We start from the raw sequence: 26,591 nt of genomic DNA, 5'->3' as shown, positions 1-26,591 counted from the left end.
TCCCTTCTTTCAAGTTGTATGATATAATGCACGAAATAGACTGTATAACGTCGGTCTTTTTATTATACAAAACGTACGTTATATTGTACATATAAGGAGGACTTTTGATGGAAGAAATTCATCTCGTCTTTGCAAGAAATTTAAAGGCAATTCGAGAAAGGGAGAAATTAAGCTTAGAGAAGGTTTCTCAGCTTAGCGGCGTGAGTAAAACGATGATTGGTCAAATTGAGAGGGGAGAATCCAGTCCAACTTTGACAACGATTTGGAAAATTGCAAATGGATTAAAGGTTTCGTTTACAGAGCTTATGCATCCTCCCCAACCTGAGACGGAGGTTATTCGCAGTAAAGAGATTCAAGTATTGAAGGAAGACCATGGCCGATATATGATTTATCCTCATTTCCCCTATCAAAAGGATAGTCGCTTTGAAATTTATACAATTGAAATCAAACAAAATGGAACGTTAGATGCTGAGGCTCATCGAGAAGGAACGGAGGAATATATTACCGTTTTCGATGGGGAATTAATTATCCATATTCAGGGTCAGGATTATCGATTAACAAATGGTGATGCTATACGATTTAAGGCTGACCGTCCACACACATACAGCAATCCAGGTAGTACAGTAACACGACTTAGTATGACTATTTACTATCCACATTAAAAAACGTATAAACGCTTTTCACAGCGTTTATACGTTTTCGTTTTATAAAATACTAGCTAAACGTTTAATTCCCTCACGGATGACTTCAGGTGTTGCATTTGTATAGTTAAGGCGCATTGTATTCACATTCGTTTTTGATGTATAGAATGGATCGCCAGGCACGAAGGCTACCTTTTGTTCCATCGCTTTATTGAATACATCAAGGGCCGGTGTACCGTCCTTCATTGTGGCCCAAATGAACATGCCACCCTCAGGTCGTGTATATTCAACATGGGCAGGGAAAAACTCCTGCATAGCATCAAGCATCGCATCCGACTGATTTTTATATAAAGCAATAATTTTCTTTACATGTTCGGTATAATCATTACTTGCTAAGTAATCGTAGATAACATATTGTGAAAAAATATTAGTATGAAGATCAGACGCTTGCTTCGCTGTTTCAATATGCTGCAAAAGCTCTTTGTTTTTTGTGATAATAAAGCCGAGACGCATGCCTGGTGTGACCGTTTTAGAGAAAGAACCTAGTAAAATACTATTTTCTAATTTACCAGCACCGATATATGGAAGTGGCTCCCCTTGGAAACGTAGCTCTCCGTACGGATCATCCTCAATTAAAGCAACATCGTATTTTGCCACTATTTCACAAATTTGCTCGCGCTTTTCTTTCGAATATGTGAGTCCAGTTGGGTTTTGGAAGTTCGGCACCGTATAAATGAATTTTACATTTGGTTGTTGTAGAGCACGCTCTAGCTCTTCTAAGTTTAGGCCATCATTTTCTAGCGTAACACCATGGAAAGTTGGCTCTGTTAAAGTAAAGGCTTGGATAGCCCCTAGGTACCCTGGCTCTTCGATGATAATGCCATCGCCTTTATTGATAAGTACTTTACCAATAAGTTCAAGCGCTTGCTGTGAACCTGTAGTAATAAAGACATCGTCAGCATGTACATCAAGTCCATGAAGACGTTGATATTTCGCGGCAATATATTCACGCAATGGTGCATAACCCTGTGTAGATGAATATTGGAATAATCGACTGCCATTTACTGTAATAGCATGATCTACGGATGCTCTCAATGCATCAATTGGGAAAGAAATAGGGTTTGGAAGCCCACCTGCAAAGGAAATAACGTCCTCTGCATCTGTCACTTTTAAAATATTTCGAATAAATGAGGATGGTGTTTTTAAGATTCTTTCAGAATATTGCATAATTATCGGTCCTTTTTTTCTGATTTTTTAAAAATTATATCATTGTCATCGTGTGCATACAATATTATCATTGTATGCAAGACAATTAAACTATTGTATGCAAATTAAGAGAAAGAAGGGCCTAGTGAATGCCTATTAATTCATTTGACGAGTATCCAATGAGTTGGAAGCCGGATATTAGCAATATTTCTGCTCCATTATATATAGCCATCGCACATCAGCTAGAACAAGATATCAAGGATGGAAAGCTAGTACCCGGTACAAAATTGCCACCCCAGCGTGAATTAGCTGATTTTTTAGATGTGAATTTGAGTACGATTACAAGAGCCTTTAAGCTTTGTGGCCAAAAAGGATTAATCTATGCCTCGATTGGCAGCGGTACATTCGTTTCAACAGATGCGGCTAGCAATAAAATGTTACTCCCAACCAACCATGCCACACCTATCATTGAAATGGGCTCTGTATTACCAGATAATTTCGTTAATGATGATATTACACGCTTTATGAAGAAAATGATAAACGAACCTAGTTTTAGCATGCTATTTCAATATGGACGACCTGAGGGCAATGCATGGCAAAACGAAGCCGTGATGAAGCTACTCGAACTAGTAAATTTTCAAACAGATCAGCCAATTCTTCTAGGAGCAGGCGGACAAAATGCCATTGTGGGAACCCTTGCAGCTTTATTTCAGCCAGGCGACCGCATTGGTACAGATCCAATTACCTATGCAGGCATTAAAACAGCTGCAAATATGCTTGGTATCCAGCTTGTGGCTATCCAACAATGTCAGGGTGAAATGACAAAAGAAGGATTACTATATGCGTGTAAAAATGAGCATATCAAAGGAATCTATGTGATCCCTGATTTTCATAACCCAACGACTCATACGATGTCAGTAGAAACAAGAAAAATGATTGCAGACGTGGCAAGACAGAAGGATTTGCTTGTGATCGAGGATGCTATCTATAGCTTTCTTAAGGAGCAACCGCTTGCTCCAATTGCTTCTTATGCACCCGATAAGGTTATTTACATTGCTAGCCTATCTAAAACACTATCACCTGGTTTGCGATTGTCCTTCCTTGTGACACCGCCTGCGCTACGAAAAAAAATAATGGAAACGCTCTATAATATCAACATTTCCGTTTCTCCTATCATGCTGGAGCTTGCAGCACGATTAATCCATGAAGGTGTTGCCCAAACGATATTAGAAAAACACCGAGCATATGCCAAGCAGCAAAATGCGCTTGTTGATCAGTATTTAGGGGATTATCACATATTAGGGGATGAGGAATGTATTTTTAGGTGGCTCCAATTACCTGACAAATTTACGGGTGTTCAATTTGAATTGTTAGCTTCGAAAGCTGGTGTACAAGTCTATGCAGCGGATCGCTTTGCCGTAGGGAATACAAAGCCTGTCAATGCCGTTCGTTTAGCCATTGCAGCGCCAGAATCTCAACTTGAGCAAGCGCTAATTATTTTAAAGGACCTCCTCGAAAGTAATGGTGATTATGCATTTGTTGATTAGAGGTTACGGGGCGTATAATAAGGCTAAGAAAGAAACGAGGTGATGAGCATGGCGCATAAAGGGCGCGTTATTTTACACGTGGATATGAACAGTTTCTATGCTTCAGTGGAGCAAGCACATGATCCTAGTTTAAAGGGGAAGCCTATCGCGATTGCAGGGAACCCAAAGGAGCGGCGTGGCATTTTAGTAACTTGTTCATATGAAGCAAGAGCGCTAGGCATTTATACAACTATGACTGTTCATGAAGCGAAGCGTAAATGTCCTGAGCTATTGTTATTACCTCCAGATTTTCAAAAGTATCGTCAAGCATCTAAAGAAATGTTCACCATTCTTCGAAGTTATACACCATTAGTAGAGCCTGTTTCGATTGATGAGGGTTACTTGGATGTGACTGAGTTAAGCAAGGAACGGCATGCCTTAAGTATTGCCCAGGAAATACAGGCGCGCATTTTGGCCGAGCTGGATTTACCTTGTTCCATCGGTATTGCACCGAATAAATTTTTAGCAAAAACAGCCTCTGATATGAAGAAACCAATGGGGATTACCGTACTACGAATACGGGATATTGAACAGCAATTATGGCATCGTGAGGTTGTCAACATGCATGGGATTGGAGCAAGTACTGCTAAAAAATTAAATGCACAAGGCATCTTTACGATAGGTGATTTAGCTAAGACAGAAGAATTTAAAATGAAGCAAATTTTAGGGAAGAATGGGGTACGGCTTCGAGCAAGGGCCAATGGGGTGGATCAGCGCATGGTCGATCCTGAGGCAATCTTTGATACGAAAAGCGTTGGGAATTCAACAACATTACCAGAAGATGTAACAGATGTTCGTACACTTCATAAAACAATCGAAGGTCTATGTAAAAAAGTGGTGGAGCGTCTTGATGCCAAGCGCTTAGCAGGTTCAACTGTGAGCATTCAAATACGGGATGCTGATTGGCATAATCATACACGTTCGAAAACAATGTCCAATGTCCTGTATCGTTATGAAGAAATTTACGACATTGCTTGTACTTTATTTGATAAGCATTGGGATGAATCTCCTGTAAGATTACTTGGTGTAACGGTTTCCAATGTGGTGGATCGTAAAGATTATTCACAGCAATTATCGATATTTGATTTTCAGGAGCATGCGAAAGATGAACCGATTCTCAAGCTTGTCGATGAAATTGAGGGACGGTTTGGCAAGGGGGTTATAAAACGTGGTGTAGATTTAGGGAAACGTTCCTCCTATCAATCACAAACAAGCTTTAGTAAAGATTTTTTAGATGACCATGAATGAGGTAGAATGAAAGTAGGTGTATCGATGCAATACAAGGAGTATGGGGATGCTAACAATCCTTTTATGATGTTTATTCATGGAGGGGGCGTTGGAGGGTGGATGTGGGATCAGCAAGTTTGCCATTTTTCCCATTATCACTGTGTTATACCTGAGCTAATGACACACAATCCATTTTCCATTGAACAAAGTGCGAAAGAGCTTCTTCTGCTTATTGAGAAAAAAGCCAATGGGAAGCCTGTTATAGTAATTGGTTTCTCTTTAGGGGCGCAAATCGCTATTCAAATGCTAAGTCTACAGCCTAGTTTAATCGATTTTACGATCATCAATAGTGCGCTCGTAATACCCTCTCCTACTGTAGAAAGGATGCTTCAACCGTTTATTCGGCTGTCCTTTCCGCTTATAAAAAATAAAACATTTGCGAAACTTCAAGCAAAAGCCCTGTACATTCAAGAAGATTATTTTGAGCGTTACTATCAAGAGAGTGCCACGATGAAAGTAGATACATTGATTCAAATTTTGCGAGAAAATATGTCATTTTCCATCCCAGCTGACTTTAACAAAGCTCAAGGAAAGATCCTAATAACTGTGGGAGAAAAAGAGAAAAGCAACATGAGAAAATCCGCTAAAGCACTTGTGCAAAGTCATCCAAATAGCAAGGGTGTGTTATTGAAGAACATCGGTCACGGCGTCTCATTAGCCCAGCCTGCATTTTTTAATCGCTTTGTAGAGAATTGGATTAAGGATGGTCAATTACCTGAAGGGACAGTTATTCGGTAAGGGAACCCCATTACGAATCTTCATCCATAATGGAGTTGATGTATAGATCATTGAAAATAGTGAGGATATAAGTCTTTATGCTGCAATATCCATTCCTTCATCTCTATCATCATTTCTTCGTAGCTAGGGACAATAAATGAAAAGTCATTTCTTGTATTTATTAATGTTTTATTGATTTGAACAAGGTGATGAGGAAGAATTTTTATACTTTTGTTCAGGAAGTGCTTATTAAATAGATGCAGTAGATCGTGTTTAGAAATATTTGTCGTATTGACGAGATGATAGAGTCCTGTTAAATCTTGTTGTGCAGCACGTTCAATGGCTTTAGCCAAAGTAAGTGTTGTCACTCCCGTCCAAATAGCACCCGAATAGCCATAGACGGGACTTTTTTGTTGCATAAACCAATTGAAGAGTCCGATGCCATCCTTTTTCAAATCAGGACCAATTATGGAATTACGAAATGTTAGGTGCTTGTCGTTATTCACTTCCCCTATACCTTTTGTGCGGTCATAAAAGGTTTCCCCGTCTAGTACACTATCTTCATAGTAGGGAGCACTTTTGCCTGAAAATACGCAGTCGGTACTTAGATGAATAAGCTTTGTTTGTCGATTTTCAAGGAGAGATACAAGGGCATGCGGTAAATAGCTATTCAGTAAAACAGTTTGGGCAGGATGAGCCTCACAAGCATTGTTTAAAACACCAATACAATTAATGACGACATCTACCTCATTGTCTAGTAGTAGCGACCTTAAAAAATGGGAGTCTGTCACATCACCTGTTCTATTATTGCCATAGGGAAAAGGGGTTCGAGAGTATGTTGTTACATCATGCCCTTGTTCACATAAATAGATGGCAATGGTATGACCAGCCATGCCTGTAGCACCGAGCACTAAAAATTTCATGGTTTTCCTCCTGTCCAATGAAGGAGCTCTTCTTGTATAAGAGGCAATGTTAATAGCTTTACTTTAATGTCAGCCACACTTAATTGTTGGGTATTGTTCGAGTTATATTCATCCGTTAATGTAATTTTTGGAGAGCCCTCATCGAGGTATTTTCCATAATTTAAATCCCGATTATCCGCTGGGATTCGATAGAAATGGCCCATATCAATAGCTTTTGCTGCTTCTTCCTTCGTACATAATACTTCATACATTTTTTCTCCGTGCCGTGTTCCGATAATTTGCATGGCGTTGTTCGCTTGAAAGATCTCAAGTAAAGCCTGTGCTAAATTTTCTATTGTGGCAGCAGGTGATTTTTGCACCATAATATCCCCGTTTCGAGCATGTGTGAATGCGTACAATACCAGTTCTACCGCCTCGTCAAGGCTCATCATAAAACGTGTCATATGAGGGTCCGTAATCGTTAAAGGTTTCCCAGCCTTTATTTGATCAATGAATAATGGGATGACAGAGCCTCGTGAAGCCATGACATTGCCGTATCTAGTGCCACAAATTAGGGTATGGTGAGGATCAACCATTCGTGACTTCGCAATAAACGTTTTTTCCATCATTGCCTTGGATATACCCATCGCATTGACAGGGTACGCGGCCTTATCTGTTGAAAGGCAAATGACTTTCTTAACACCAGCTTGAATGGCGGCTGTTAGTACGTGATCCGTTCCTAAAATATTGGTTTTCACAGCTTCTAAGGGAAAAAATTCGCAGGAGGGGACTTGCTTGAGAGCGGCGGCATGAAATACATAGTCAACATTATACATCGCATTGTGAATGCTTTGGATATCGCGGACATCTCCGATATAAAATTTGATTTTAGTATGCTGATAGTGTTTCCGCATATCATCTTGCTTTTTTTCATCCCTTGAAAAAATCCGAATTTCCTTGATATCCGTATTTAAGAATCGCTTCAATACGGCGTTCCCGAAAGAGCCCGTGCCTCCAGTAATCAATAATATTTTATCTGTAAACATTGTATAGTTCGTTACACCTCCTGCATGCTGTTATTTTAATCCTCTTTGATGTAGGTCACATTCAGAGTTCTCTCTAGGGTAGTTGTACCAATAAGCAAATTCGTTAGTATATTTACTTGTCGGATTTTTATCCATTAGGGCGCAATTAAAATCCCAATCTCCTGCAATATCTTTACGTATCGTAAATTTCGCATCTCCAATTAAACTTCTCCTGATGATCTTAAATTGTCCAGGTAAGGAATAGCGGTTGGATTCATCTTTAATAAAAGCAAAGCCATTCTTAATAATCATGTTGTAATAGTAAATATCAAAAGTGCCATCCACTTGTGCAAGTACATTGCGAATAGCAGGTAAATAGTGGTCATCACTATCGATGATGGCTATATAATCTCCTGTCGCTTCTGCAATGCATCGATTGTAGGCAACACTTGCACCTAAATTCGTTGAGTGTACGATGATTTTTAAAGCCGCACAGTTTTTCTGATAGTCCTGTAAAATGGCTAGCGTATTGTCTGTAGAGCCATCATCCACCACGATAATTTCATAGGCATATTCTTTAGGAATACTATCAAGCATCGTTACGATCCATTCTTCGCTATTAAATGCAGGTGATAAAAAACTAATCTTCATCTGATCCCTCCATTCTAGGTTCATTAGTAGAGTTGTTCTATGTGACTGAGTAGATCCTTTAATACAATATGCGTAGACGTAATGCTACTGTAGGCAATTGCTTATTTTAGGGTGTTTTTAAGAGAGTCGTTTTTAGATAGAATTTTTATGTTTACTAGAGATATGGCATAAGAAAGGCGAAAATTTACTAACATAGGCACGTTTAGCAAGAGAGGTCATAAACTAGTGAGAGCGCTTTTTTTAGAAAGAGGGATACGATGACCAAAAGGATAGCCTTTATTTGTAGCGTGGAATCTTACAAACTTTCGGATGCCCATATTTTCAAAGATTTGTGTCTAGTGCCTATTTTACTGGGGGAACATTTAGGCTATGAGGTCACTATTGTCACGACAGAAATGAATGAAGCTCTTCTTCAACAAGTCTTTCCCACTGTGAAATTTGAGTCTGTCGCATTTGAAGATGATTATGTGGCGAATATGAATGCCTATTTAGCCCAGCATGCAAGGGACATCGACATTGCCTTTGCTATTGGACCCTATCCATCCTATTTAGCTATTTTGAAAACCTATAAGCACTTTAATCCACATGGCAAAATTTATATGAAATTAGATGTTAATCGATTTTGGCTAAATCGATTAAAAACCTATCCCTATTTTTTAGAGTTGTTACAGCTTTGTGATCTCCTTACCTCTGAATGCATATCTATGCAAACAGCAATCAAAGACTTTTCACAATTAGATGTTAAACATATACCCAATGGTTTTTATGAACATTTTCCCACAGAGCCAGTGCCGTTTTACGAGAAAGAAAATAGAATTCTAACAGTTGGGCGATTGGATGCACCAGAGAAGCAAACAATTTTGACAGTCAAGGCATTTCTCGCAGCACAACTGCCAGATTGGGAGCTTCGTTTAGTAGGGCCGATGTCAGTCTCATTTCAAGAAGAGCTGAGACTATTACTAGATAATCATCCACTTGCCGCTCAAGTGACGATAGTAGGACCTATTTTTGATAAGGTAAAGCTAGAGGAGGAGTATCGCAAGGCTAAAATTTTTTGCTTAACGTCTTTAGTCGAATGCTATGCCCATGTCTTTGCGGAGGCAGCTAAAAATGGTTGCTATATCGTGACAACAGATGTGGATGGTGCTGCTGATATTACACAACAACAGCGTTTTGGTACCATCCATCCTACACATGATTGGGAGGCAATAGGTCAGACATTGCAACAAGTTGCAGCACAGGAACCATTGTTGACAGATACTTGTGTCCAGCTTCAAGCATTTGCCCGCAAGGAATTAAATTGGAGGCAGATCGTCAAGAAGGTTGCCAATTATTTAGGTGAATAAAAGTGAATATTTTCTGGATTGAGAGGAGTATTCTTTTCTTTATACCAGTATTTCCTATATAATAAAAACTAGTTTTATAAAGCTAGACAATCATGGGTAGACACAAGGGGAGACTAGAATGGAAATACTACAAGCAACAATGAATGAACTAGAGGACTTAGCAAAACTGTTTGATGAATATCGTCAATTTTATGGAATTGAGTCAGATATAAGCAGTGCAAAGGCATTTTTACAATTACGATTGGCCTTGAAAGAATCTGTCATTTTCATCGCGCTGGTGGATGACAAGATGATTGGATTTACACAATTATATCCAACATTTTCGTCCATTGCTTTACAGCGTGCCTATATTTTAAATGATATTTATGTAACAGAAGATGCTAGAGGCCTAGGGGTGGGCCAGGCATTGATGGAAAAGGTATTTCATTATTGTGAGCAACAATATGCTCGCTATGTTACGTTACAAACAGCGGCTGATAATGTAAATGCCCGCAAGCTTTATGAAAAGCTACAAATGAAACAAGATGAATATTGTAATTATGTTAAATATTTTATGTAAGCTGAACTGGCGAGCGTTTCACCGTTGGATGAGAATGTTTCTTTCATATCTTAAAAATCCCTTAGATCGTTATGATCTAAGGGATTTTGTTTGATTTCTTCTATTTTATTTCAAGTGTATAAGGTTGTGTGCTAGCTTTGCCATCAAACTCACTTACTTCAATATAATATTTACCCGCATCCAGCTCCACCGTACCAACCTCGGCGTCTCCAACTCCGTAAAGATCGAATGTTTTGACGGTTTTTCCATTTGTATCTAATACTCGAATAACACCATCCAACGCTTTTTCTGTTTGAAGCGAGAAGAAGACTTCGCGTTTCTGGTCGTTATTCCATTCAAAATAGTCTTTATCGCCAAATGGTATACCTGCATTTAAATATTGCGTTGCAACCCATTTCTCATCCTTTTTCACAAGAATAGATGGCTTGCTAGGTACTCCATTTACTAATTTTGAATCCACATCTTCATCCACAAGCTTATGATCAAACAATGTCAATGAATAGGGCTGAATCGATACTTGGCCAAGTCCCATACTGTTGACTAGAATAAAATAACCTCGATCCTTCTTCGCCTTAAACGATGTATTTACATCGTCTGTACCCATCATTAGTAACATTTCAAGAATATTATCACCTAGTCCGAATGGAATTTCCGTTTCCATTTCTTTGGCATCAATCTTCATATTGCCGTTCGTATCTTCGATGATAGCTCCTGCAAATTTTAAGTCTTTTTGTAGTTCCTTAGGTAGCTGAGCTAATTGTTCATTTGTAAAGGGAACCGAAGAAAGAAGCAGACTCATGACCTCGTCATTGCCTTGTTGCTTATAGTAGTAATAATCTACATCATCTTGATAAATCAGGTGGTCTTTATAAGTAGTACCTGGTTGAATTTTTAGCGCTTTTGCTTCCTCATGATTGTTTGGATTGTACTCTGCTGGAATATCGCCTATTTTCTTTGTTTTCAATGTATAAGGCTCGGCAGATCGTTCTCCAGCATTGACAACTGCTACCACGTAGGTTTTGTCCTTTTTCAATGGAATAACCTTTGCATCGTCCTCCTTGCCAACTGAACCAAGTAGTAGCGCCAGTATGCCAAGGTCGTTTGTCAAGGAAGAAACGGGAATTAATTCCTTTGTTTTTTCATCATATTCAAATACTGTACCTGCAGGCATTTGATTCATGCCTTTCATAAAGCTGAAGCTATAAAGAGCGTCTTCCTTCGCTTTGAATAAGAAATAATCCTCGTCATAATCTGTTTGGAAATAAGCTTTTTGATCCTCGCCTATTTCAAAGCGGATTGCCTGTTTAATGATAGGGTCAACATTTTCTAGATTGCCTGAAGCTGTAGGATTCATTAACATGCTCATCAAGCTGTCAATTTCATTACGTTTTTTTATGTTGTTTTCTGTAAGTGGTAATTGGCCCTTAGGGATATTTTCTTCGATCATGGCTTCATCTACAGGTAGACCATCCTCATCAGGTGGGAGGGAAACTACTTCACCTTTTAATGTGTAAGGGATCATTGATTCACTAATTGTTTCTTCTTTTTCGATGCCGCCACTAAAGAACATCTCCATAGAAAACTCGCTATTACTTTCATTAGATACACTTAAAACGTACTCTTGATCTGGAACAGCATCGATAATCATACGAACCGGTTCACCTTTTGCAGTACCATAAGCGGTCTGCATTGGATAGGCTTCTTCTTCACCTTCATCATTTTCAGCTGGATCGATTTCTTCTGGTGGCACAGGATTAAAGTCATCTTTCAGATAAAGCTCCATAGAGGCAGTGACACCTGGAATTCCCGATAGATCAAATTGTAACGTCGTCGGTTTTTTGACAGAGAACGTGAAGTAATCTTGATCTTGTTGTTGATCTTTTGACAGTAGTGTATAGTTTTTACCTGCTGTACTATAAGGGAACTTTTTAATAGGCTCCATCGTAGATTTGTCTACTGTATCAATTGGTAAGTCCTTCGTCGTTTGTGCTGTGAAAATGTAAGTAGATTTGCCTTTTAAACTATAGCTTCCATTATGATCTTTGACACCAATGACAAGCGTTCCCTTTTGATCTGCTTTAAATAGATAACCTTCTTTTTTTCCTACGCGAACATCGTTGACATGGATAGGCTCTACATCACCAATCCCGCTATTTGGGTAGAAATATAAATCAAAGGCATAGTCGTATTTGTCAGCGCCTTTTAATGTCAATTGAGCATATTCATTTTCTTCAAGATCGACTTTATACCATTTCTTTTCGTCTTGCTGTTCAAAAGTACCTTGTTCTGTATTTAGCTTATTTTTAGTAAGGACCTTGGCGTTTTGAATGCGATCTTCCTTTGTCTCTGAATAATGCTTTGGTAATTTATTTAAATCAAATTGTAATGCTTCCACAGGGTCAACTAATCCGTGACCATAAGTAAGATCATAACCTTTCTCGCCCAAATCTTGTGCTGTCATTTCTAAAATCGCTTCTATTTGATGCGGTTTTAAAGATGGGTTTTTTGATTTAAGAAGAGATGCGATTCCTGCCACGACAGGAGAGGCCATGGATGTTCCACTAAACTTGACAAAAGATGATCCTTTCTTCGCATCATGAACGGTACTATAAATGTCTTCACCTGGTGCAACAATATCAACAGACGGACCGTAATTGGAGTAGCTTGATAGTTTGTTGCGTTCATTTGTTGAACCAACACTAATGACACCTTCGAAAGAAGCGGGGAAGGAATATTCATCTGTTGATTCATTTCCTGCGGCTGCCACAATTGTAATACCACTATCAATCGCTTTCTGAACGGCTTCCTTCATCAGGGGAGATTCACCATAGCCTCCTAGACTCATATTAATGACGTCAACGCCCTGCTCAATTGCATAAAGAATACCCTGTGCAATAATGAAATCATTAGCACCTTCTTTGCCGTTAAATACATCAATTGGCAGTAACTTTGCATTCGGATTAACCCCGTGCCCACCTACGCCATTATCTTTTGCTGCGGCGATAATACCTGCCACATGTGTTCCGTGATCGCCTGAATAAGTAGTATTAGCAGGTGCTGCTGCATTATAGGGTGGGAGTACTTGTGACTTTAGATCGGGGTGTTTAAAATCTACACCAGAATCAATGACAGCAACTGTAACATCATGGTTGCCTGCTAATTCTAGTGCCTTATCCATTTGCAGTAGGTTTAAATGATACATCTCTTGTTTCTTAGGATCAGCTTCATTATTGAAAGAATGATAGACGTAGCTAGGAGACACACTAGATATCCCGTTTTGCTTTAAATAGTAAGAGACGGCTTTTTCGATTGATACGCCTTTATTTAGTTGTACAACATCATAACCTAATGAAGGAATGGAGCGGATGACCTTGGAGCCAATTTTTTTATGTACGTTTTTATCAAGACCTGAATGCTTGATAACAATTGTATCCTTACTCATCCATTTTTCTTCATTCTTCTCTGTTTGTTTTGCACTGTTTGCCAGCATGTTTTTCGCTTTATGCTGTGGTGCCTCAGCAAAGGCAGAAGCAGCAGGAACCATGAGTGCAGCGGATGCTACAACAGCGACTGATTTTTTATACCAACTTTTCAATTGTTATCTCTCCTTGGTGTTATAAATTAAGTCTCGACTATAGTAATACGGACAAAGATTAGAAAAGTTTCGTAATGTAGGAAAATTTTTCTTTGCTATTTTAATTTTTGGTAGGTATAACGAAAAAACGGACAGCTAAACACTGCTTGTTTTTCGTATACCTAGCATTGTTAAAAGCTTTAAATTTGTTCTATTAATTGTTGTAACTCCTGCTTGGAACGAGGGATTTTGATATTTTCCTGCAATAGCTTCTTTTTTTGCAAAGCTATGACCATTTCAAAAATCCATGGACGTTCAAGATGCGCGCGATGTAACAATTCGTCTTCATAAAACAAGGCGATTGGATCACCGTTGTAAATAATTTTTCCAGCCTCCATAACAATGATTAGATCGGCCCATTCATAAGCGAGAGGTATATCATGTGTTGCTAGTAAAATGGTTCTCTCACCATTCTCTAATTTGGCTAAGTATTGTAATACTTGTGCAGCATAATAATTATCAAGACCTGCTGTTGGTTCGTCTAACAAAAGGACAGAGGGCTCCATCGCTAAAACACCTGCCATTGCTACACGTTTTTTCTGACCTACGCTTAAAAAATGAATGGGTTTATCAAGCAAATCTTCCACTTCGGTTTGCGCAACGGCCCATGCTATTTTTTCTTCCGTTTGTTCAGTAGACCAGCCGAGATTCAATGGGCCAAATGCTATATCTTGCTTGACGGTCCCTGAAAAAAGCTGATGATCTGCATTCTGAAAAACAATGCCGACTTTTTGGCGTAGGGTCTTTAAAGCTTTTCGACTATATTCCAGACCGTTGCCTTCGAATAAAATCGACCCAGCTGTAGGTTTTAAAATACCATTAAGATGCTGAAATAAAGTTGATTTTCCCGCGCCATTATGCCCGAGTATGGCGATTTTTTTACCTTTTGGAATGTCTAATGTAATATCTGATAACGCCTTCGTACCATCCGCATAGGCATAAGATAATTGGTTGAGTTTAAAATAAAATGTTGTCATGTGAAATACCCTCCGTATACGATGAGGACTAGTAAAATAGCTGCCATGCATAGCCAATTTTTCTTGCTATAAGTGCCCATCTCTTGCCAGTAGACGGCCTCGCCTCCACGTGATTGCATGGCGTTGTTGAGCTCCCGGCTACGTTGAAACATTTCCACAAATAATGCCACAATAAGCATGGAGACAGAGCGTAGCCATTGCATCGGTGAATGGTAGCCGAGACGTGCTTGCTGGGCGAGATGTATATTTTGCATGCTTTCTAAAAACATAAAAATAAAACGATAGGTTAGTTCGACGAGCTCCACTAATAAAGAGGGGAGTCGCCATTGTCGTAGCACATAACATATTCCTTGTACGGAAGTGGTTAGAATTAAAAAGTATAAACAACTAATGCTGCCAAGGACAATAAAGAACAGCTGTTGCGCTGCTAACACACTTGCGTTCCCAATAAAGACAGTCCAATTCCTCCATGTAAACGACCAAATATGGGCAGGGAGTGTATTCGTTGATGATGTAAAGGAAAGTAAAATAGATACAAGACTTGTTAATAAGAAAAAGCCAGGTAGCAATAATAATTTGCCATAGTATGTAAGCGGAATTTTGGCACCTAAAATGATAAAAGCACTCATTACAAAAAATGTAATGAGTGAAAGTCGTTCATCTCTCATGATGAGCGTTATGAGAAGTAATCCAAGTGAAAATATCATTTTTTCTAGCGGATGAACGGACGCTAGCTTATTCAGATAGGCATACTTATCAATGAGTAACATAATGGTTAACCTTCTTTGTGTTTGCCACGCATATAGCCGATGAAGTAGCCAATAAAGCCAGCTCCTATAGCTGCCTGTAGCACGAATAATAAGCTTTCGATTTCACCACTTGGTGGCTCCCATAGACTTTCAAACCATGGCTCATATTCCGCATTGATTTCACCAATAGCTGCTTCTGCTTCTCCATCAGCACCACCAAATTCAGCACCTTTTTGTATGAACAAGGGAATGATGGCTAATAACACAACAATTGCTAATAACAATAAATTTTTTTTCATCTGTTAATGTGCCTCCTTTGTTGAGAAAACACGTAAAGTTTTTAGTTCGCTAATATTGTATTTTTTCAAGAAATTCATCACTATGACCGTTAAAATTCCTTCACTCACGGCTAAAGGAATTTGAGTTAAGGCAAAAATTCCTGCAAACTTTGTAAAGGATGCCATAAAGCCTCCAACCTCTGAAGGAAAGGCTAGTGCTAGTTGTACAGAAGTCACAATATATGTACCTAAATCACCAAGCATAGCTGCAAAGAATACGGCTAGTGAAAATGACAAGCCTACTTTTTGAGCACCTTTAAAGACAAAGTAAGCAATAAAAGGACCAACAATAGCCATAGAAAAGGCATTAGCCCCTAAAGTTGTAATTCCTCCATGAGCTAATAATAAAGATTGAAATAATAAAACGATTGTTCCAATTACACTCATTGCTAGAGGGCCAAAGAGTACTGTCCCAAGTCCTACACCAGTTGGGTGAGAGCAGCTACCTGTAACAGAAGGGATTTTTAAGGCGGATAGCACAAAGGCAAAGGCTCCTGAAAGCCCCAAAAGCATTTTTGTTTCAGGATTTTCATCAACGGTTTTTCGAATAGAACGCAATCCTAGAATGATAAATGGAATAGAGATGACCCACCAAAAAATAGCCCATTCGATTGGTAAAAAACCTTCCATGATATGCATGGCAAAGGCACGTTTTGGCACGATTAAAAAGGCCAGTAAAAAATAACTAAGTTTCCACCATGAAAATTTCAAAAAGTTTTCCTCCTAACTAATTAGTAGATTTTTAGAATATTGCGTGCGTAATCAAAAAAAGCACTTCTCCACTGGTGGAAAAGTGCATAGCTAAAAAAGCAAATAACATTCTCATCTGCTAAGCCGCACACCTATCCTCGTAGGCTGAAACGATCACTTATTTTTCGGCAGGTCTCCTGGCTCTAGTTCAATGCTTTATAGGTCTTCCCATCCGTTGGACAGTGACATATTCTATAAAGCTCCCTATTACAGTGGCGGGACCGCGCCGGACTCAAACCGGCTTCCCTTTTAAGCAAAATGACAAGCACTTTGCACCGAAAAACATTCAAATTGTGAGATTTCACGACAAAGTGTAACATGAATTTCCATAAATATGCTATACCTTTTATAAATTTTTTTAATTAAAGGTCAATAGTGAATATTCTGATAACGAGTTGTGCGCAAATATTTTATAGATTGTATAAATTTCATACCTAGTTCCATTCAAAATTGATAAATTTGTCATAAATTTTTGAAGAAATATTGAAATTTTAAAAAAATAAGATATGATAAAGACAGTTTTCTATTTAAAATTCTAATAAAAATTTCATATAAAACGTCAATAAGTGCTCGAATAGCTCGAGATAATAGGGAAATTGGTGAAAATCCAATACAGCCCCCGCTACTGTAATAGCTGATGAAATCGCAAAGCCACTGGTGCAAACTTGGGAAGGTGCGACAGTAAAATGAAGCTTAAGTCAGGAAACCTGCTTATTTGATTGTGCATGCAAACTTTTCGGAGGGAGAAGTTGAAGCGAAAGCGAGTACCTGTATTTCATTCTATTCGTTTTTATTTGGCTTCTACAAAACCTTTACTCTTCGTTATAGAGTAAAGGTTTTTCTTTTTCCAAAAAGCAAATGAGGGGAGACAGAAGATGACAACTTGGAATTTAGAGGGGATGAAAACACATCTCTTTATTTGCAATGGCAGTAGCTGCATGAAAAAGGATGGGGAGGAAATTACCTTAGCCATTCGAGATGAGATACAGCGGCAAGCACTCGATCAAGAAATACATACGACAAGAACGCGCTGTAATGGACGATGCAAGGATGCTTGTGTGGTAATCGCTTACCCCCAAGGGAATTGGTATCGTGTGCCATCAACAGAGCATGCTAGAACACTAGTACAAGATTTACATCATGAATCCTTATACAACGAACATGTCTTTACACTTCGTGAAGGTACATTACAGCGTACTGCTCAAACAACTGCCATTAAAGGGATCGAAAAGGTGAAAGAGGGGTAACAACATGGCGCAAAAAGGAAAAATTTTCGTAGTAGGCTTTGGACCTGGAGATTTTAAGCATATTACGACACGTGCAGTAGAGGCTTTACAACAAAGTGATATGATTATAGGCTACAAAACCTATGTAGAGCTGATTCAAGATTTAGTAAGTGCAAAATCGATTGTTAGTACAGGCATGACAGAAGAAGTGTCGCGTGCACAGGAAGCCGTTCGTCAAGCCGAAGCAGGGAGCATCGTCTCGGTGATTTCGAGTGGTGATGCAGGCGTCTATGGCATGGCGGGTTTAGTCTATGAGGTGTTAATTGAGCTAGGCTGGACAGAAGCAACAGGAATTGAAGTAGAAATTGTTCCTGGGATTTCTGCGATTAATTCATGCGCTAGCATACTTGGTGCACCTATTATGCACGATGCTTGTACAATCAGCTTGAGTGACCATCTAACACCTTGGAATTTAATTGCAAAGCGTGTCGAGGCAGCTGCAATGGCAGACTTTGTCATTGCTTTATACAATCCTAAAAGTGGTCGTCGAACAAGACAAATTGTCGAGGCTCAGCGAATTCTCTTAGAATATCGTTCGCCAGACACACCAGTTGGGCTTGTGAAAAGTGCCTATCGAGAACGTCAAGAAGTAACCATGACAACACTAGCTGAAATGCTAGAACATGATATTGGTATGCTGACAACTGTAATTATCGGGAATTCGTCAACATTTTTCTATGACAATAAGATGATTACGCCCCGCGGTTACCAACGTAAATATACCCTGGGTGAAGAGAAACAGCCATTACGTCCACATCAACGTTTACGCGAAGAAAATGAACCTTGGGCAATGAACCAAGAGACAGGAACAGCGCGAAATGACTTTATGGCTGACCCTAATGCAGGGCGCTTTAATAAACCCAGTATAGCCGCTACGCCAAAGCCGAAAAAAACAGCTCTTGAAATGGCTACAGCGGCACTTGCAATGGTAAAAGGGACAAGCGTAGTCAAAGTAACAACGAAGCTTGTACAGCAAAAAATAGAATCTATATTTGAACTAGCAGTAAGCCCTGGAGTAGCCAATAAATTTTTTACTCCCCAGCAAATGATGACGTTAGCAGAGGTTGTTGGGGATGAGGGGACGATGGAATACACACCAGACCATCAAATTCATTTGAAAATACCAACGACTTCCCCTGAACAGATCACAGAGAAATTACAGGAAGTAGGATTTTTATTAACCCCAATTGGTGATGTGTTATCACTGAAGGCTTGTGATTTTTGCTACGGTGAAAAGGCTGATTCGATACCATATGCAGAGGAAATACAAGAAAAACTAGGCGGTATGTCCTTACCGAAGACATTAAATATCGGCTTTAATGGCTGTGGGATGGCCTGTTATCGGGCTGTATTTGATGATATTGGCATCGTCTACCGCAAAAGTAAATTTGATGTCTTTATTGGAGCAAAACCAGTCGGTCGTACGGCTCACGCAGCACAGCCTGTTGTAGAAGGGCTGGAGCCTGAGCAGTTGATTCCACTCATTACAGATATTATTGAAGAATATAAAGCAAATGCTCATCCAAATGAACGCTTATTTAAATATTTTAAACGTGTGAAAAAAATACTACATTTTACGTATCAAGATATGTCTTCCAAAATAAAAGTAGAGCCAGCTCCGTGCGGCGACTAGTAAGGAGTAGAGAGATGAAAGCTATTTTATTTGTCGGCCATGGGAGCCGTTTAGCAGCAGGAAATGATGAGGTTCGTACATTTATTGAACAAATGACACCGCGTATTGATGAACAATTTTTAGTGGAAACTTGTTTCCTTGAATTTGCTTCACCGAACATCGAAGAAGGTATTACAAACTGTGTGAAAAAGGGAGCTACAGAGGTACATGTAATTCCAATCATTTTACTGCATGCAGGCCATTCAAAACTGCATATTCCAGCGGAAATCGAGCATGCGCGTGAGCATTATCCAACGATTACCTTCACATATGGTCAAACAATTGGTATCCATGATGAAATCTTTGCCATTTTACAAGATCGCCTAGCTGAAATTGGCTTTAATTCAGAACAAGAGCAGGAAGACACAGCGATTTTATTGATTGCACGAGGTGGCAGTGATCCATCTGCTAATGGTGATTTTTATAAAATCACGCGACTTTTATGGGAAAAACTACCTGTAAAATACGTAGAAAGTGCTTTTATGGGTGTCACAGATCCACGAGTTGAAGAAGGAATTGAACGTTGTGTCAAACTTGGTGCAAAAAAAATCATCATGTTACCATACTTTTTATTCACAGGCATTTTGATGGAACGTATGCATGGCATGTGTGAGAAGTTTAATGAACTTTATCCAGATTGTGATATTCAAATTGCTAACTATTTTGGCTACCATGAACGGTTACAAAATGTTTTATTAGAGCGTATTGAACAGGCAATCAACGGTACATCAACAGGTATGCAAGATCTAGAAGAATATCGTGCCTATGCGGCAGTACATGGACATGCACATCATCATCACCATCATGATCACGATCATGGACATGCGCATCACCATCATGATCACGATCATGCGCATCATCACGATCACCATCATGATCATCACGACCATGACCATCATCATGAAGAGGAGCCGGTAAAATGATTTTCATGTTAGCAGGGACAAGTGATGCAAGGGATCTAGCCCTAGCATTACAACGTGCAGGTTATGCAGTAACCGCTACGGTCGTCACTGAATCGGCAGCCTCTAGTCTTGCTGACGTTGGCCTGCCACATTTAATCGGTAGACTGACAGCTGAGGAAATGGCGACCATCATGACAGAGCAGGGCTATCAATTGGTGGTAGATGCTTCTCATCCATTTGCGGAGGAAGCCTCTAAAAATGCGATGGCAGCGGCAGAGCAGGCAAAGATTCCTTATATTCGCTATGAAAGAGCTCATGAACATTATGCCCATCCTTTGATTACTGTTGTAAAGGATTATGAGGAGGCAGCTCAGCTAGCTGCAGAAAAACGCGGTGTCATTATGCTAACAACAGGTAGTAAAACACTCGCTACATTTACAAGGGTTTTACAGGGCTTAGAAAACACAAGAGTAATCGCTCGTATGCTTCCACGACTGGATAATATGGAAAAATGTGAGGCACTTGGTGTGGCGCAGCGAGATATTGTGGCTATTCAAGGTCCGTTTTCAAAGGAATTAAATGAAGCTCTCTTTCGTCAATACGGAGTGACGTTGATGATTACCAAGGAAAGCGGTAAAGTGGGCTCAGTTGATGAGAAGCTAGAGGCAGCTCTCGCATGCCAGATTGAAACGATTCTTATTGCACGACCAAATATACAATACGGCCAACAATATTCAACATTTGAAGAAGTATTACAGGCTGTTGAACATACAATTTAGGAGGCATTTCCCATGGATTTTAAAACAGATTTTAAACCATTAACGGTAGACCCAGATAAAATTTACGATTACAGTTTCTCTATTATTGCAGAGGAAATGGGCGAGCATGACTTCTCAGAAGATGAATGGAAAGTTGTACGTCGCATTATCCATGCGTCAGCTGATTTCGAGCTAGGCCGTAGTGTCATCATTACACCAGGTGCGATTGAAGCGGGTATCAAGTCTATTCTTGCAGGACGTCATGTCATTGCAGATGTGCAAATGATTGAAAGTGGCTCTGGTAAAAAGCGTTTCCAAAAACATGGTGGTGATTTGCATTGCTATATTGCGGATGAAGATGTGTCAATAGAAGCGAAAAAACAAAATACAACACGTGCCATTATTTCGATGCAAAAGGCATCAAAATTACATGAAGGTGGTATTTATGCCATTGGTAATGCACCAACTGCATTGCTGGAATTGATTCGATTAATTAAAGAAGGGCTAGCAAAACCAGATTTAATTATCGGTATGCCTGTTGGTTTTGTGTCAGCAGCTGAGTCAAAAGAAGAGCTGCTTAAACTTGAGGGGATTCCGTACATTACAAATGTTGGTCGTAAAGGCGGTAGTACAGTGACGGTTGCTGCTTTAAATGCCATCTCACTTTTAGCGGATGAACAGGCGAAAAAATAATGGAGCGGAAGCCAAAAAAGGACCCCAAGGACATGCGTCACGGCTATACGACGGGAGCCTGTGCAACTGCTGTATCAAAGGCTGCACTGCTTGCCCTTATTACCAAGGAGGAGCAAGAGACAAGCACGATTCATTTACCTATTGGTCGAGATGCAACCTTTACAATTGAAAAATGCATATTTGAAGAAAATGCTGTCAGCTGTGAAACGATTAAAGATGCTGGTGATGATCCTGATGCGACCCATCAGGCACTCATCGTTGGCACAGTGAGTTGGGCAGATACACCTGGGATTCATTTAGATGGAGGTATTGGCGTCGGGCGTGTCACAAAGCCTGGCCTGCCAGTGCCTGTCGGAGAGGCAGCCATTAATCCTGTACCCCGTAAAATGATTTATAGCACGGTCCAAGGTGTGTTGGACGAATTTCACATTACTCGAGGCGTGAATGTGGTGATTTCTGTACCTAAGGGAGAGGAGATTGCTAAAAAAACGTTAAATGGACGACTCGGTATACTTGGGGGCATCTCAATCTTAGGCACAAGGGGAACCGTCGTGCCTTTTTCGAGTTCTGCTTATATGGCCAGTATTGTCCAAGCCATCAGTGTAGCGAAAGAGGCTGGCTGTGAGCATTTAGTCGTGACAACAGGTGGACGAAGTGAGAAGTTTGCGATGAAACAATACCCACATCTAGCAGAAGAAGCGTTTATTGAAATGGGTGACTTTGTAGGTTTTACATTAAAGCATTGTAAGCGTCTAGGCATCAAACAAGTTTCACTCGTTGGGATGATGGGGAAATTTTCTAAAGTCGCACAAGGCGTCATGATGGTGCATTCCAAAAGTGCACCAATCGATTTTAATTTTTTAGCACAACTGGCAGAGGATATAGGGGCAGATAGAGAAACGATAGCACAAGTTCTGGAGGCAAATACAGCTTCACAAGTAGGTGAGATGATGATGGAGAAGGGCTATGATGCGTTCTTCCATCGTTTATGTGAGGCCTGTTGCTATTCCTCTATCCATCATATTAAGGGCGGTTTAACGCTTTCCACATCGATCTATTCGATGCAGGGACAATTATTAGGAAGGGCTGATGACATTGCATCGATCGATGAAGTTGATTGGGATCGGGGATAACGGATTAGCAAGCTTATTACCCCAATACCTTCAGTGGATTGAAGACTGTGAGGTACTTGTTGGTGGTGAGCGAGTACTTGATTTTTTCCCAAACTTTAGAGGTGACAAAATCCTGATAAAAGGAGGTCTTTCAACACTTGTTGAAAGATTGGCTGAAGAAACAAGAAATACCGTGATTCTTGCATCTGGGGATCCATTATTTTATGGCGTCGGAGGCTATTTAGCAAAAAAGCTACAAATAGAGGTTTATCCATATATGAGCTCTGTCCAGCTTGCCTTTGCGAAAATGGGAGAGAGCTGGCAGGATGCTTACGTAACGAGTATTCATGGACGACCAATGAAGGGCTTGGCACAGCGAATTGATAACAAAAAGAAAGTAGCACTTCTAACAGATGCAGAGAATAGTCCGAATGCTCTTGCTAAATATCTAAAGCATTTTGGAATGACGGAATATCGTGCATTTGTAGCTGAAAATTTACAGGGCGACAACGAAAAAAGTGGCTGGTACTCGCTCGACGAAATGGAAGTTACTCATTTTTCTCCTTTAAATGTCGTGATTTTAAAACAAACAATAGCACCGAAACGCTACACACTCGGGATTGATGATGAAGAATTTTCACAACGAAAGCCAGATAAAGGACTTATTACGAAGAAAGAAATTCGAGTTTTAAGTTTGCAAGCCATGCAGCTTCAACGGGATAGCATTATTTGGGATATTGGCACATGTACGGGATCAATGGCCATTGAGGCAGGTAAGCTTGCTCCTGAGGGACAAGTTTTTGCTGTAGAAAAAAATGCCCCTGATTTAGAAAACTGTCTTCAAAACCAACAAAAGTTTCGAGTCGATATAACGGCTATTCATAGTAAAGCACCAGAGGGTTTAGACAACTTTCCAGACCCTGATGCCATTTTCATCGGTGGCACTGGTGGTGAAATGGTTGAGTTACTGCAATTATGCTGCCAGCGTTTAAAGCAAAATGGGCGCATTGTATTAAATGCAGCGACCATTGAAAATTTATATAAAGCTGTTGAGGCTTTTAAAGCTTGTGGTTTTGCTGTTGACATTTTACAGGCTCAGCTTGCACGCAGTAAACCAATTTTAGATATGACACGCTTTGTGCCATTAAATCCAATATACATTATTTCCGCTTATCGAAAGGAAGAAAATCATGAGTAATCTAGGAATTTTATATGGCTTGGGCGTTGGTCCTGGCGATCCAGAATTAATTACAGTAAAGGCATTTCGAGTGATTCAGGAATCACCTGTTATTGCTTACCCAAAAAAACTAAAAGGCAGTAAAAGCTATGCCCATCGTATTGTAGATGTGTATATTAATCCAGAAGAAAAAGATATGCTTGGTCTTGTATTCCCAATGACAAAAGATGAGTCTGTTCTAGAACGTGAATGGACAAAGTCAGTAGAACTTGTCTACGAAAAATTACAAGCAGGCAAAGATGTAGCCTTTGTTACAGAGGGCGATCCATTATTGTATAGTACGTTTATTCATATGATGAAGCTAATGCAGGACAAGCATCCGGATGTCGAAATTCGAACGGTACCAGGAATTTCTTCGTTTAATGGCTCTGCATCGCGCTTAGGTATTGCGTTAGCGGATGGCGATGATCGTGTTGCGATTATTCCTGCGTATGACAATTACGAAGCAATGCGTGAAGCGATTGAAACGCATGATGCTGTTGTCTTTATTAAAGTGGCGAAAGTAATTGATTTAATGCTTGAAGTGCTACGCGATTTAGATTTATTAGATAAAGCATCCGTGGTGACAAAGGTAACATCTGATGAAGAAATCATTTGGGATGTGCGTGAGTTGGATGGGGTCGATTTAGAATATTTAACATTAATGGTGGTGCGTAAATAATGAAGAAAATCTATATTGTCGGCGCTGGTCCTGGTGATCCAGATTTAATTACAGTCAAAGGTTTACATATGTTACAAACAGCGGACGTTGTCATGTATACAGATTCTTTAGTGAGTGAGGATCTTATTGCGAAAGCTAGGCCAGATGCGGAGGTCATTCGTACAGCTGGTATGCATTTGGAGGAAATGGTTGCTGTGATGGTGGACCGGGTCAATGCTGGTAAAACAGTGGCACGTATGCATACAGGGGACCCAGCGATGTATGGTGCCATTATGGAGCAAGTTGCGCTATTAAAAAAGGAAGGCATTGGGTATGAAGTCATTCCAGGAGTTAGCTCTGTATTTGCATCGGCCGCTGCTATCGGAGCTGAGCTAACAATTCCTGATCTAACCCAAACCCTTATTCTAACACGTGCAGAGGGGCGCACACCTGTACCAGAATTTGAAAAGCTGCGTGATTTAGCGAGCCACCATTGTACAATTGCCTTATTCCTTAGTGCAACGCTGACGAAGAAAATTGTTAAAGAGCTACAAAGTGCTGGTTGGGCTGATGACACGCCTGTAGCAGTTATTCAACGTGCTTCATGGCCCGATCAAAAAATCGTACGAACGACTTTAATCGAGTTAGATGAAGCGATGCGTGTGAATGGTATTCGTAAGCATGCGATGATTTTAGCGGGCTGGGCGCTAGATCCGAACATTCATGATAAAGATCAATATCGTTCGAAGTTATATGATGCAAGCTTTACACATGGCTTTAGAAAAGGTGTGAAGACAAGTGATTGAGTTACAAGAGGGTGTGTTACCAGAGGTTGATCAACGTAATTCTTATGCCGTTGTAGCCATTACGAAGCATGGTGTCCAAATAGGACGTCGTCTGCAGCAAACCTTTGCAGCAAGTGATTTATATTATATGAGTAAATTTGAACAAGGCGATGAAGAAGAAAAGCATATTCAACTATTTACAGGAACAGTGCGCCTGCTATTGCCAACACTATTTAAGCAATATAAAGGGTTGATATTAATTATTTCACTAGGGGCAGTTGTACGAATGATTGCGCCGATTTTAAAGGATAAAAAGACAGACCCTGGTGTTGTGGTGATTGATGATCGAGGGGAAAATGTTATTAGCGTATTATCAGGGCATTTAGGTGGTGCCAATGAGCTCACACACGAGGTGGCAGCTGCACTTGGTGCAAATCCGATTATTACAACGGCTTCTGATGTGCAAAAGACGATTCCAGTTGATTTATTTGGAGCCCGCTTTGGCTGGGTATGGGATAGTGCGGATAAATTGACACCAGTTAGTGCATCTGTTGTAAATGAGGAACATGTAGCCATTGTACAGGAAACAGGCGAACGGGATTGGTGGATGCGTGATACACCGATGCCAGAGCAAATTAAGATCTATCCGTCCACACAGGCAGCTATCCAAGCAACTCCCCATGCCACATTATTAATAACAGATCGAATCATTGAACCTGAAGAAGAGGTTCTTCTAGAAAACGGTGTTATTTATCGACCAAAATCCATTGTATTAGGAATGGGCTGTAACCGTGGTACATCGTTAGAGGAAATTGAACAAGTAATCGATGAAACCTTGGCAGAGCTAAAGCTTTCAAAAAAAAGTGTGAAAGCCTTATGCACGATTGATTTGAAAAAAGATGAGCCATGTTTCTTAGAGATTACGAAGAAATATGATTGGGAGTTCGTTACGTATACACCGGATGAATTAAATGAAATCGAATTTCCATCACCCTCTGAAACAGTCTTTCAATATACAGGCGCATACGGCGTGAGTGAACCAGCAGCTATACGCTATGCACAGGTTCCATCACTTCTATTAGAGAAGAAAAAATCGGGTAATGCTACGATTTCGGTTGCTAGATACCTATTTTAAGGA

The 26,591-nt window shown here is 40.0% G+C and carries 25 protein-coding genes and 2 riboswitches; of the genes, 16 read left to right on the top strand and 9 right to left on the bottom strand.

Translation table 11 applies throughout. The annotated features are described in order from the left end of the window. Positions 1-107: 107 nt before the first annotated feature. A complete protein-coding gene (locus JIN86_RS02135; protein WP_202341171.1) occupies positions 108-662 on the top strand; it encodes a helix-turn-helix domain-containing protein in 555 nt (184 codons plus the stop codon). Between the two features lie 42 nt (positions 663-704). Here JIN86_RS02135 and JIN86_RS02130 read toward each other — a convergent pair whose 3' ends face one another. Then, complete coding sequence (locus JIN86_RS02130; RefSeq protein ID WP_004231267.1) at positions 705-1,868, bottom strand: aminotransferase-like domain-containing protein; 1,164 nt, start codon at positions 1,866-1,868, stop codon at positions 705-707. 128 nt (positions 1,869-1,996) lie between these two features. Between JIN86_RS02130 and JIN86_RS02125 the strand changes: the two genes are divergently transcribed. Genes JIN86_RS02125 through JIN86_RS02115 form a run of 3 tightly spaced genes read left to right on the top strand, consistent with a single transcriptional unit; the run spans position 1,997 to position 5,458 of the window. Continuing rightward, positions 1,997-3,394, top strand: coding sequence for an aminotransferase-like domain-containing protein (locus tag JIN86_RS02125; RefSeq protein WP_202341170.1), 1,398 nt, complete (start codon positions 1,997-1,999; stop codon positions 3,392-3,394). A gap of 48 nt (positions 3,395-3,442) precedes the next feature. Beyond that, a complete protein-coding gene (locus JIN86_RS02120; protein ID WP_202341169.1) occupies positions 3,443-4,681 on the top strand; it encodes a DNA polymerase IV in 1,239 nt (412 codons plus the stop codon). Between the two features lie 24 nt (positions 4,682-4,705). Next, a complete protein-coding gene (locus JIN86_RS02115) occupies positions 4,706-5,458 on the top strand; it encodes an alpha/beta fold hydrolase (RefSeq protein ID WP_202341407.1) in 753 nt (250 codons plus the stop codon). Positions 5,459-5,505: 47 nt separating this feature from the next. Here the strand turns inward: JIN86_RS02115 and JIN86_RS02110 are convergent, their stop codons facing one another. Genes JIN86_RS02110 through JIN86_RS02100 form a run of 3 tightly spaced genes read right to left on the bottom strand, consistent with a single transcriptional unit; the run spans position 5,506 to position 8,015 of the window. Beyond that, the gene (locus JIN86_RS02110; RefSeq protein WP_202341168.1) at positions 5,506-6,360 is read right to left on the bottom strand and encodes an SDR family oxidoreductase; all 855 of its coding nucleotides are present in this window, start codon (positions 6,358-6,360) and stop codon (positions 5,506-5,508) included. Continuing rightward, on the bottom strand, positions 6,357-7,385 hold the full coding sequence (locus tag JIN86_RS02105; protein ID WP_004231277.1) for a polysaccharide biosynthesis protein: 1,029 nt from the start codon (positions 7,383-7,385) through the stop codon (positions 6,357-6,359). Before JIN86_RS02105 ends, JIN86_RS02110 begins: the two co-directional genes overlap by 4 nt. Positions 7,386-7,415: 30 nt before the next feature. Next, positions 7,416-8,015, bottom strand: coding sequence for a glycosyltransferase family 2 protein (locus JIN86_RS02100; RefSeq protein ID WP_004231279.1), 600 nt, complete (start codon positions 8,013-8,015; stop codon positions 7,416-7,418). A gap of 257 nt (positions 8,016-8,272) precedes the next feature. Between JIN86_RS02100 and JIN86_RS02095 the strand changes: the two genes are divergently transcribed. Then, positions 8,273-9,361 (top strand): glycosyltransferase family 4 protein, encoded by a 1,089-nt coding sequence (locus JIN86_RS02095; RefSeq protein ID WP_202341167.1) that lies wholly within the window; start codon positions 8,273-8,275, stop codon positions 9,359-9,361. A 118-nt stretch (positions 9,362-9,479) separates the two neighbouring features. Then, entirely contained in the window at positions 9,480-9,920 is a 441-nt protein-coding gene (locus JIN86_RS02090) for a GNAT family N-acetyltransferase (RefSeq protein ID WP_004231281.1), read from the top strand. Positions 9,921-10,020: 100 nt separating this feature from the next. Here the strand turns inward: JIN86_RS02090 and JIN86_RS02085 are convergent, their stop codons facing one another. From JIN86_RS02085 to JIN86_RS02065, 5 genes are all read right to left on the bottom strand, one after another. Beyond that, a complete protein-coding gene (locus tag JIN86_RS02085) occupies positions 10,021-13,515 on the bottom strand; it encodes a S8 family peptidase (protein WP_202341166.1) in 3,495 nt (1,164 codons plus the stop codon). Between the two features lie 179 nt (positions 13,516-13,694). Further along, complete coding sequence (locus tag JIN86_RS02080; RefSeq protein WP_202341165.1) at positions 13,695-14,531, bottom strand: energy-coupling factor ABC transporter ATP-binding protein; 837 nt, start codon at positions 14,529-14,531, stop codon at positions 13,695-13,697. Next, the gene (gene cbiQ / locus JIN86_RS02075; protein WP_202341164.1) at positions 14,528-15,301 is read right to left on the bottom strand and encodes a cobalt ECF transporter T component CbiQ; all 774 of its coding nucleotides are present in this window, start codon (positions 15,299-15,301) and stop codon (positions 14,528-14,530) included. Before cbiQ ends, JIN86_RS02080 begins: the two co-directional genes overlap by 4 nt. Positions 15,302-15,306: 5 nt before the next feature. Further along, positions 15,307-15,579, bottom strand: coding sequence for an energy-coupling factor ABC transporter substrate-binding protein (locus tag JIN86_RS02070; RefSeq protein WP_009370241.1), 273 nt, complete (start codon positions 15,577-15,579; stop codon positions 15,307-15,309). A 3-nt stretch (positions 15,580-15,582) separates the two neighbouring features. Continuing rightward, the gene (locus JIN86_RS02065) at positions 15,583-16,329 is read right to left on the bottom strand and encodes an energy-coupling factor ABC transporter permease (protein WP_004231293.1); all 747 of its coding nucleotides are present in this window, start codon (positions 16,327-16,329) and stop codon (positions 15,583-15,585) included. 149 nt (positions 16,330-16,478) lie between these two features. Further along, positions 16,479-16,663: riboswitch (cobalamin riboswitch) on the bottom strand. 252 nt (positions 16,664-16,915) lie between these two features. Further along, a riboswitch (cobalamin riboswitch) is annotated at positions 16,916-17,097 on the top strand. Between the two features lie 146 nt (positions 17,098-17,243). Here JIN86_RS02065 and JIN86_RS02060 point away from each other — a divergent pair. Genes JIN86_RS02060 through JIN86_RS02015 form a run of 10 tightly spaced genes read left to right on the top strand, consistent with a single transcriptional unit; the run spans position 17,244 to position 26,588 of the window. Continuing rightward, on the top strand, positions 17,244-17,615 hold the full coding sequence (locus tag JIN86_RS02060; RefSeq protein ID WP_004231296.1) for a (2Fe-2S) ferredoxin domain-containing protein: 372 nt from the start codon (positions 17,244-17,246) through the stop codon (positions 17,613-17,615). Positions 17,616-17,619: 4 nt separating this feature from the next. Continuing rightward, entirely contained in the window at positions 17,620-19,287 is a 1,668-nt protein-coding gene (cobJ, locus tag JIN86_RS02055) for a precorrin-3B C(17)-methyltransferase (protein WP_004231298.1), read from the top strand. Between the two features lie 14 nt (positions 19,288-19,301). Continuing rightward, entirely contained in the window at positions 19,302-20,249 is a 948-nt protein-coding gene (locus JIN86_RS02050) for a sirohydrochlorin chelatase (RefSeq protein WP_004231300.1), read from the top strand. Beyond that, the gene (gene cobK / locus JIN86_RS02045) at positions 20,246-21,007 is read left to right on the top strand and encodes a precorrin-6A reductase (RefSeq protein WP_004231302.1); all 762 of its coding nucleotides are present in this window, start codon (positions 20,246-20,248) and stop codon (positions 21,005-21,007) included. The genes JIN86_RS02050 and cobK overlap by 4 nt, the downstream gene beginning before the upstream one ends. A gap of 12 nt (positions 21,008-21,019) precedes the next feature. Further along, positions 21,020-21,679, top strand: coding sequence for a precorrin-8X methylmutase (locus tag JIN86_RS02040; RefSeq protein ID WP_004231303.1), 660 nt, complete (start codon positions 21,020-21,022; stop codon positions 21,677-21,679). Then, a complete protein-coding gene (locus tag JIN86_RS02035) occupies positions 21,679-22,812 on the top strand; it encodes a cobalt-precorrin-5B (C(1))-methyltransferase (RefSeq protein WP_004231305.1) in 1,134 nt (377 codons plus the stop codon). Before JIN86_RS02040 ends, JIN86_RS02035 begins: the two co-directional genes overlap by 1 nt. Continuing rightward, positions 22,769-23,989, top strand: coding sequence for a precorrin-6y C5,15-methyltransferase (decarboxylating) subunit CbiE (gene cbiE / locus JIN86_RS02030; protein ID WP_202341163.1), 1,221 nt, complete (start codon positions 22,769-22,771; stop codon positions 23,987-23,989). Before JIN86_RS02035 ends, cbiE begins: the two co-directional genes overlap by 44 nt. Beyond that, on the top strand, positions 23,982-24,689 hold the full coding sequence (cobI, locus tag JIN86_RS02025) for a precorrin-2 C(20)-methyltransferase (protein ID WP_202341162.1): 708 nt from the start codon (positions 23,982-23,984) through the stop codon (positions 24,687-24,689). The genes cbiE and cobI overlap by 8 nt, the downstream gene beginning before the upstream one ends. Continuing rightward, entirely contained in the window at positions 24,689-25,474 is a 786-nt protein-coding gene (gene cobM, locus JIN86_RS02020) for a precorrin-4 C(11)-methyltransferase (protein WP_004231312.1), read from the top strand. The genes cobI and cobM overlap by 1 nt, the downstream gene beginning before the upstream one ends. Further along, positions 25,467-26,588 carry a cobalt-precorrin 5A hydrolase gene (locus JIN86_RS02015; protein WP_202341161.1) on the top strand — a complete coding sequence of 374 codons (1,122 nt, stop codon included), beginning with the start codon at positions 25,467-25,469 and terminating at the stop codon, positions 26,586-26,588. Before cobM ends, JIN86_RS02015 begins: the two co-directional genes overlap by 8 nt. Positions 26,589-26,591: the final 3 nt, after the last annotated feature.

This window comes from Lysinibacillus sp. HST-98 (assembly GCF_016757845.1).
GTDB classification, from domain to species: domain Bacteria; phylum Bacillota; class Bacilli; order Bacillales_A; family Planococcaceae; genus Lysinibacillus; species Lysinibacillus capsici.
The sequence above is the reverse complement of the archived record's forward strand: the minus strand, read 5'-3'. Positions and strand labels throughout refer to the sequence as shown.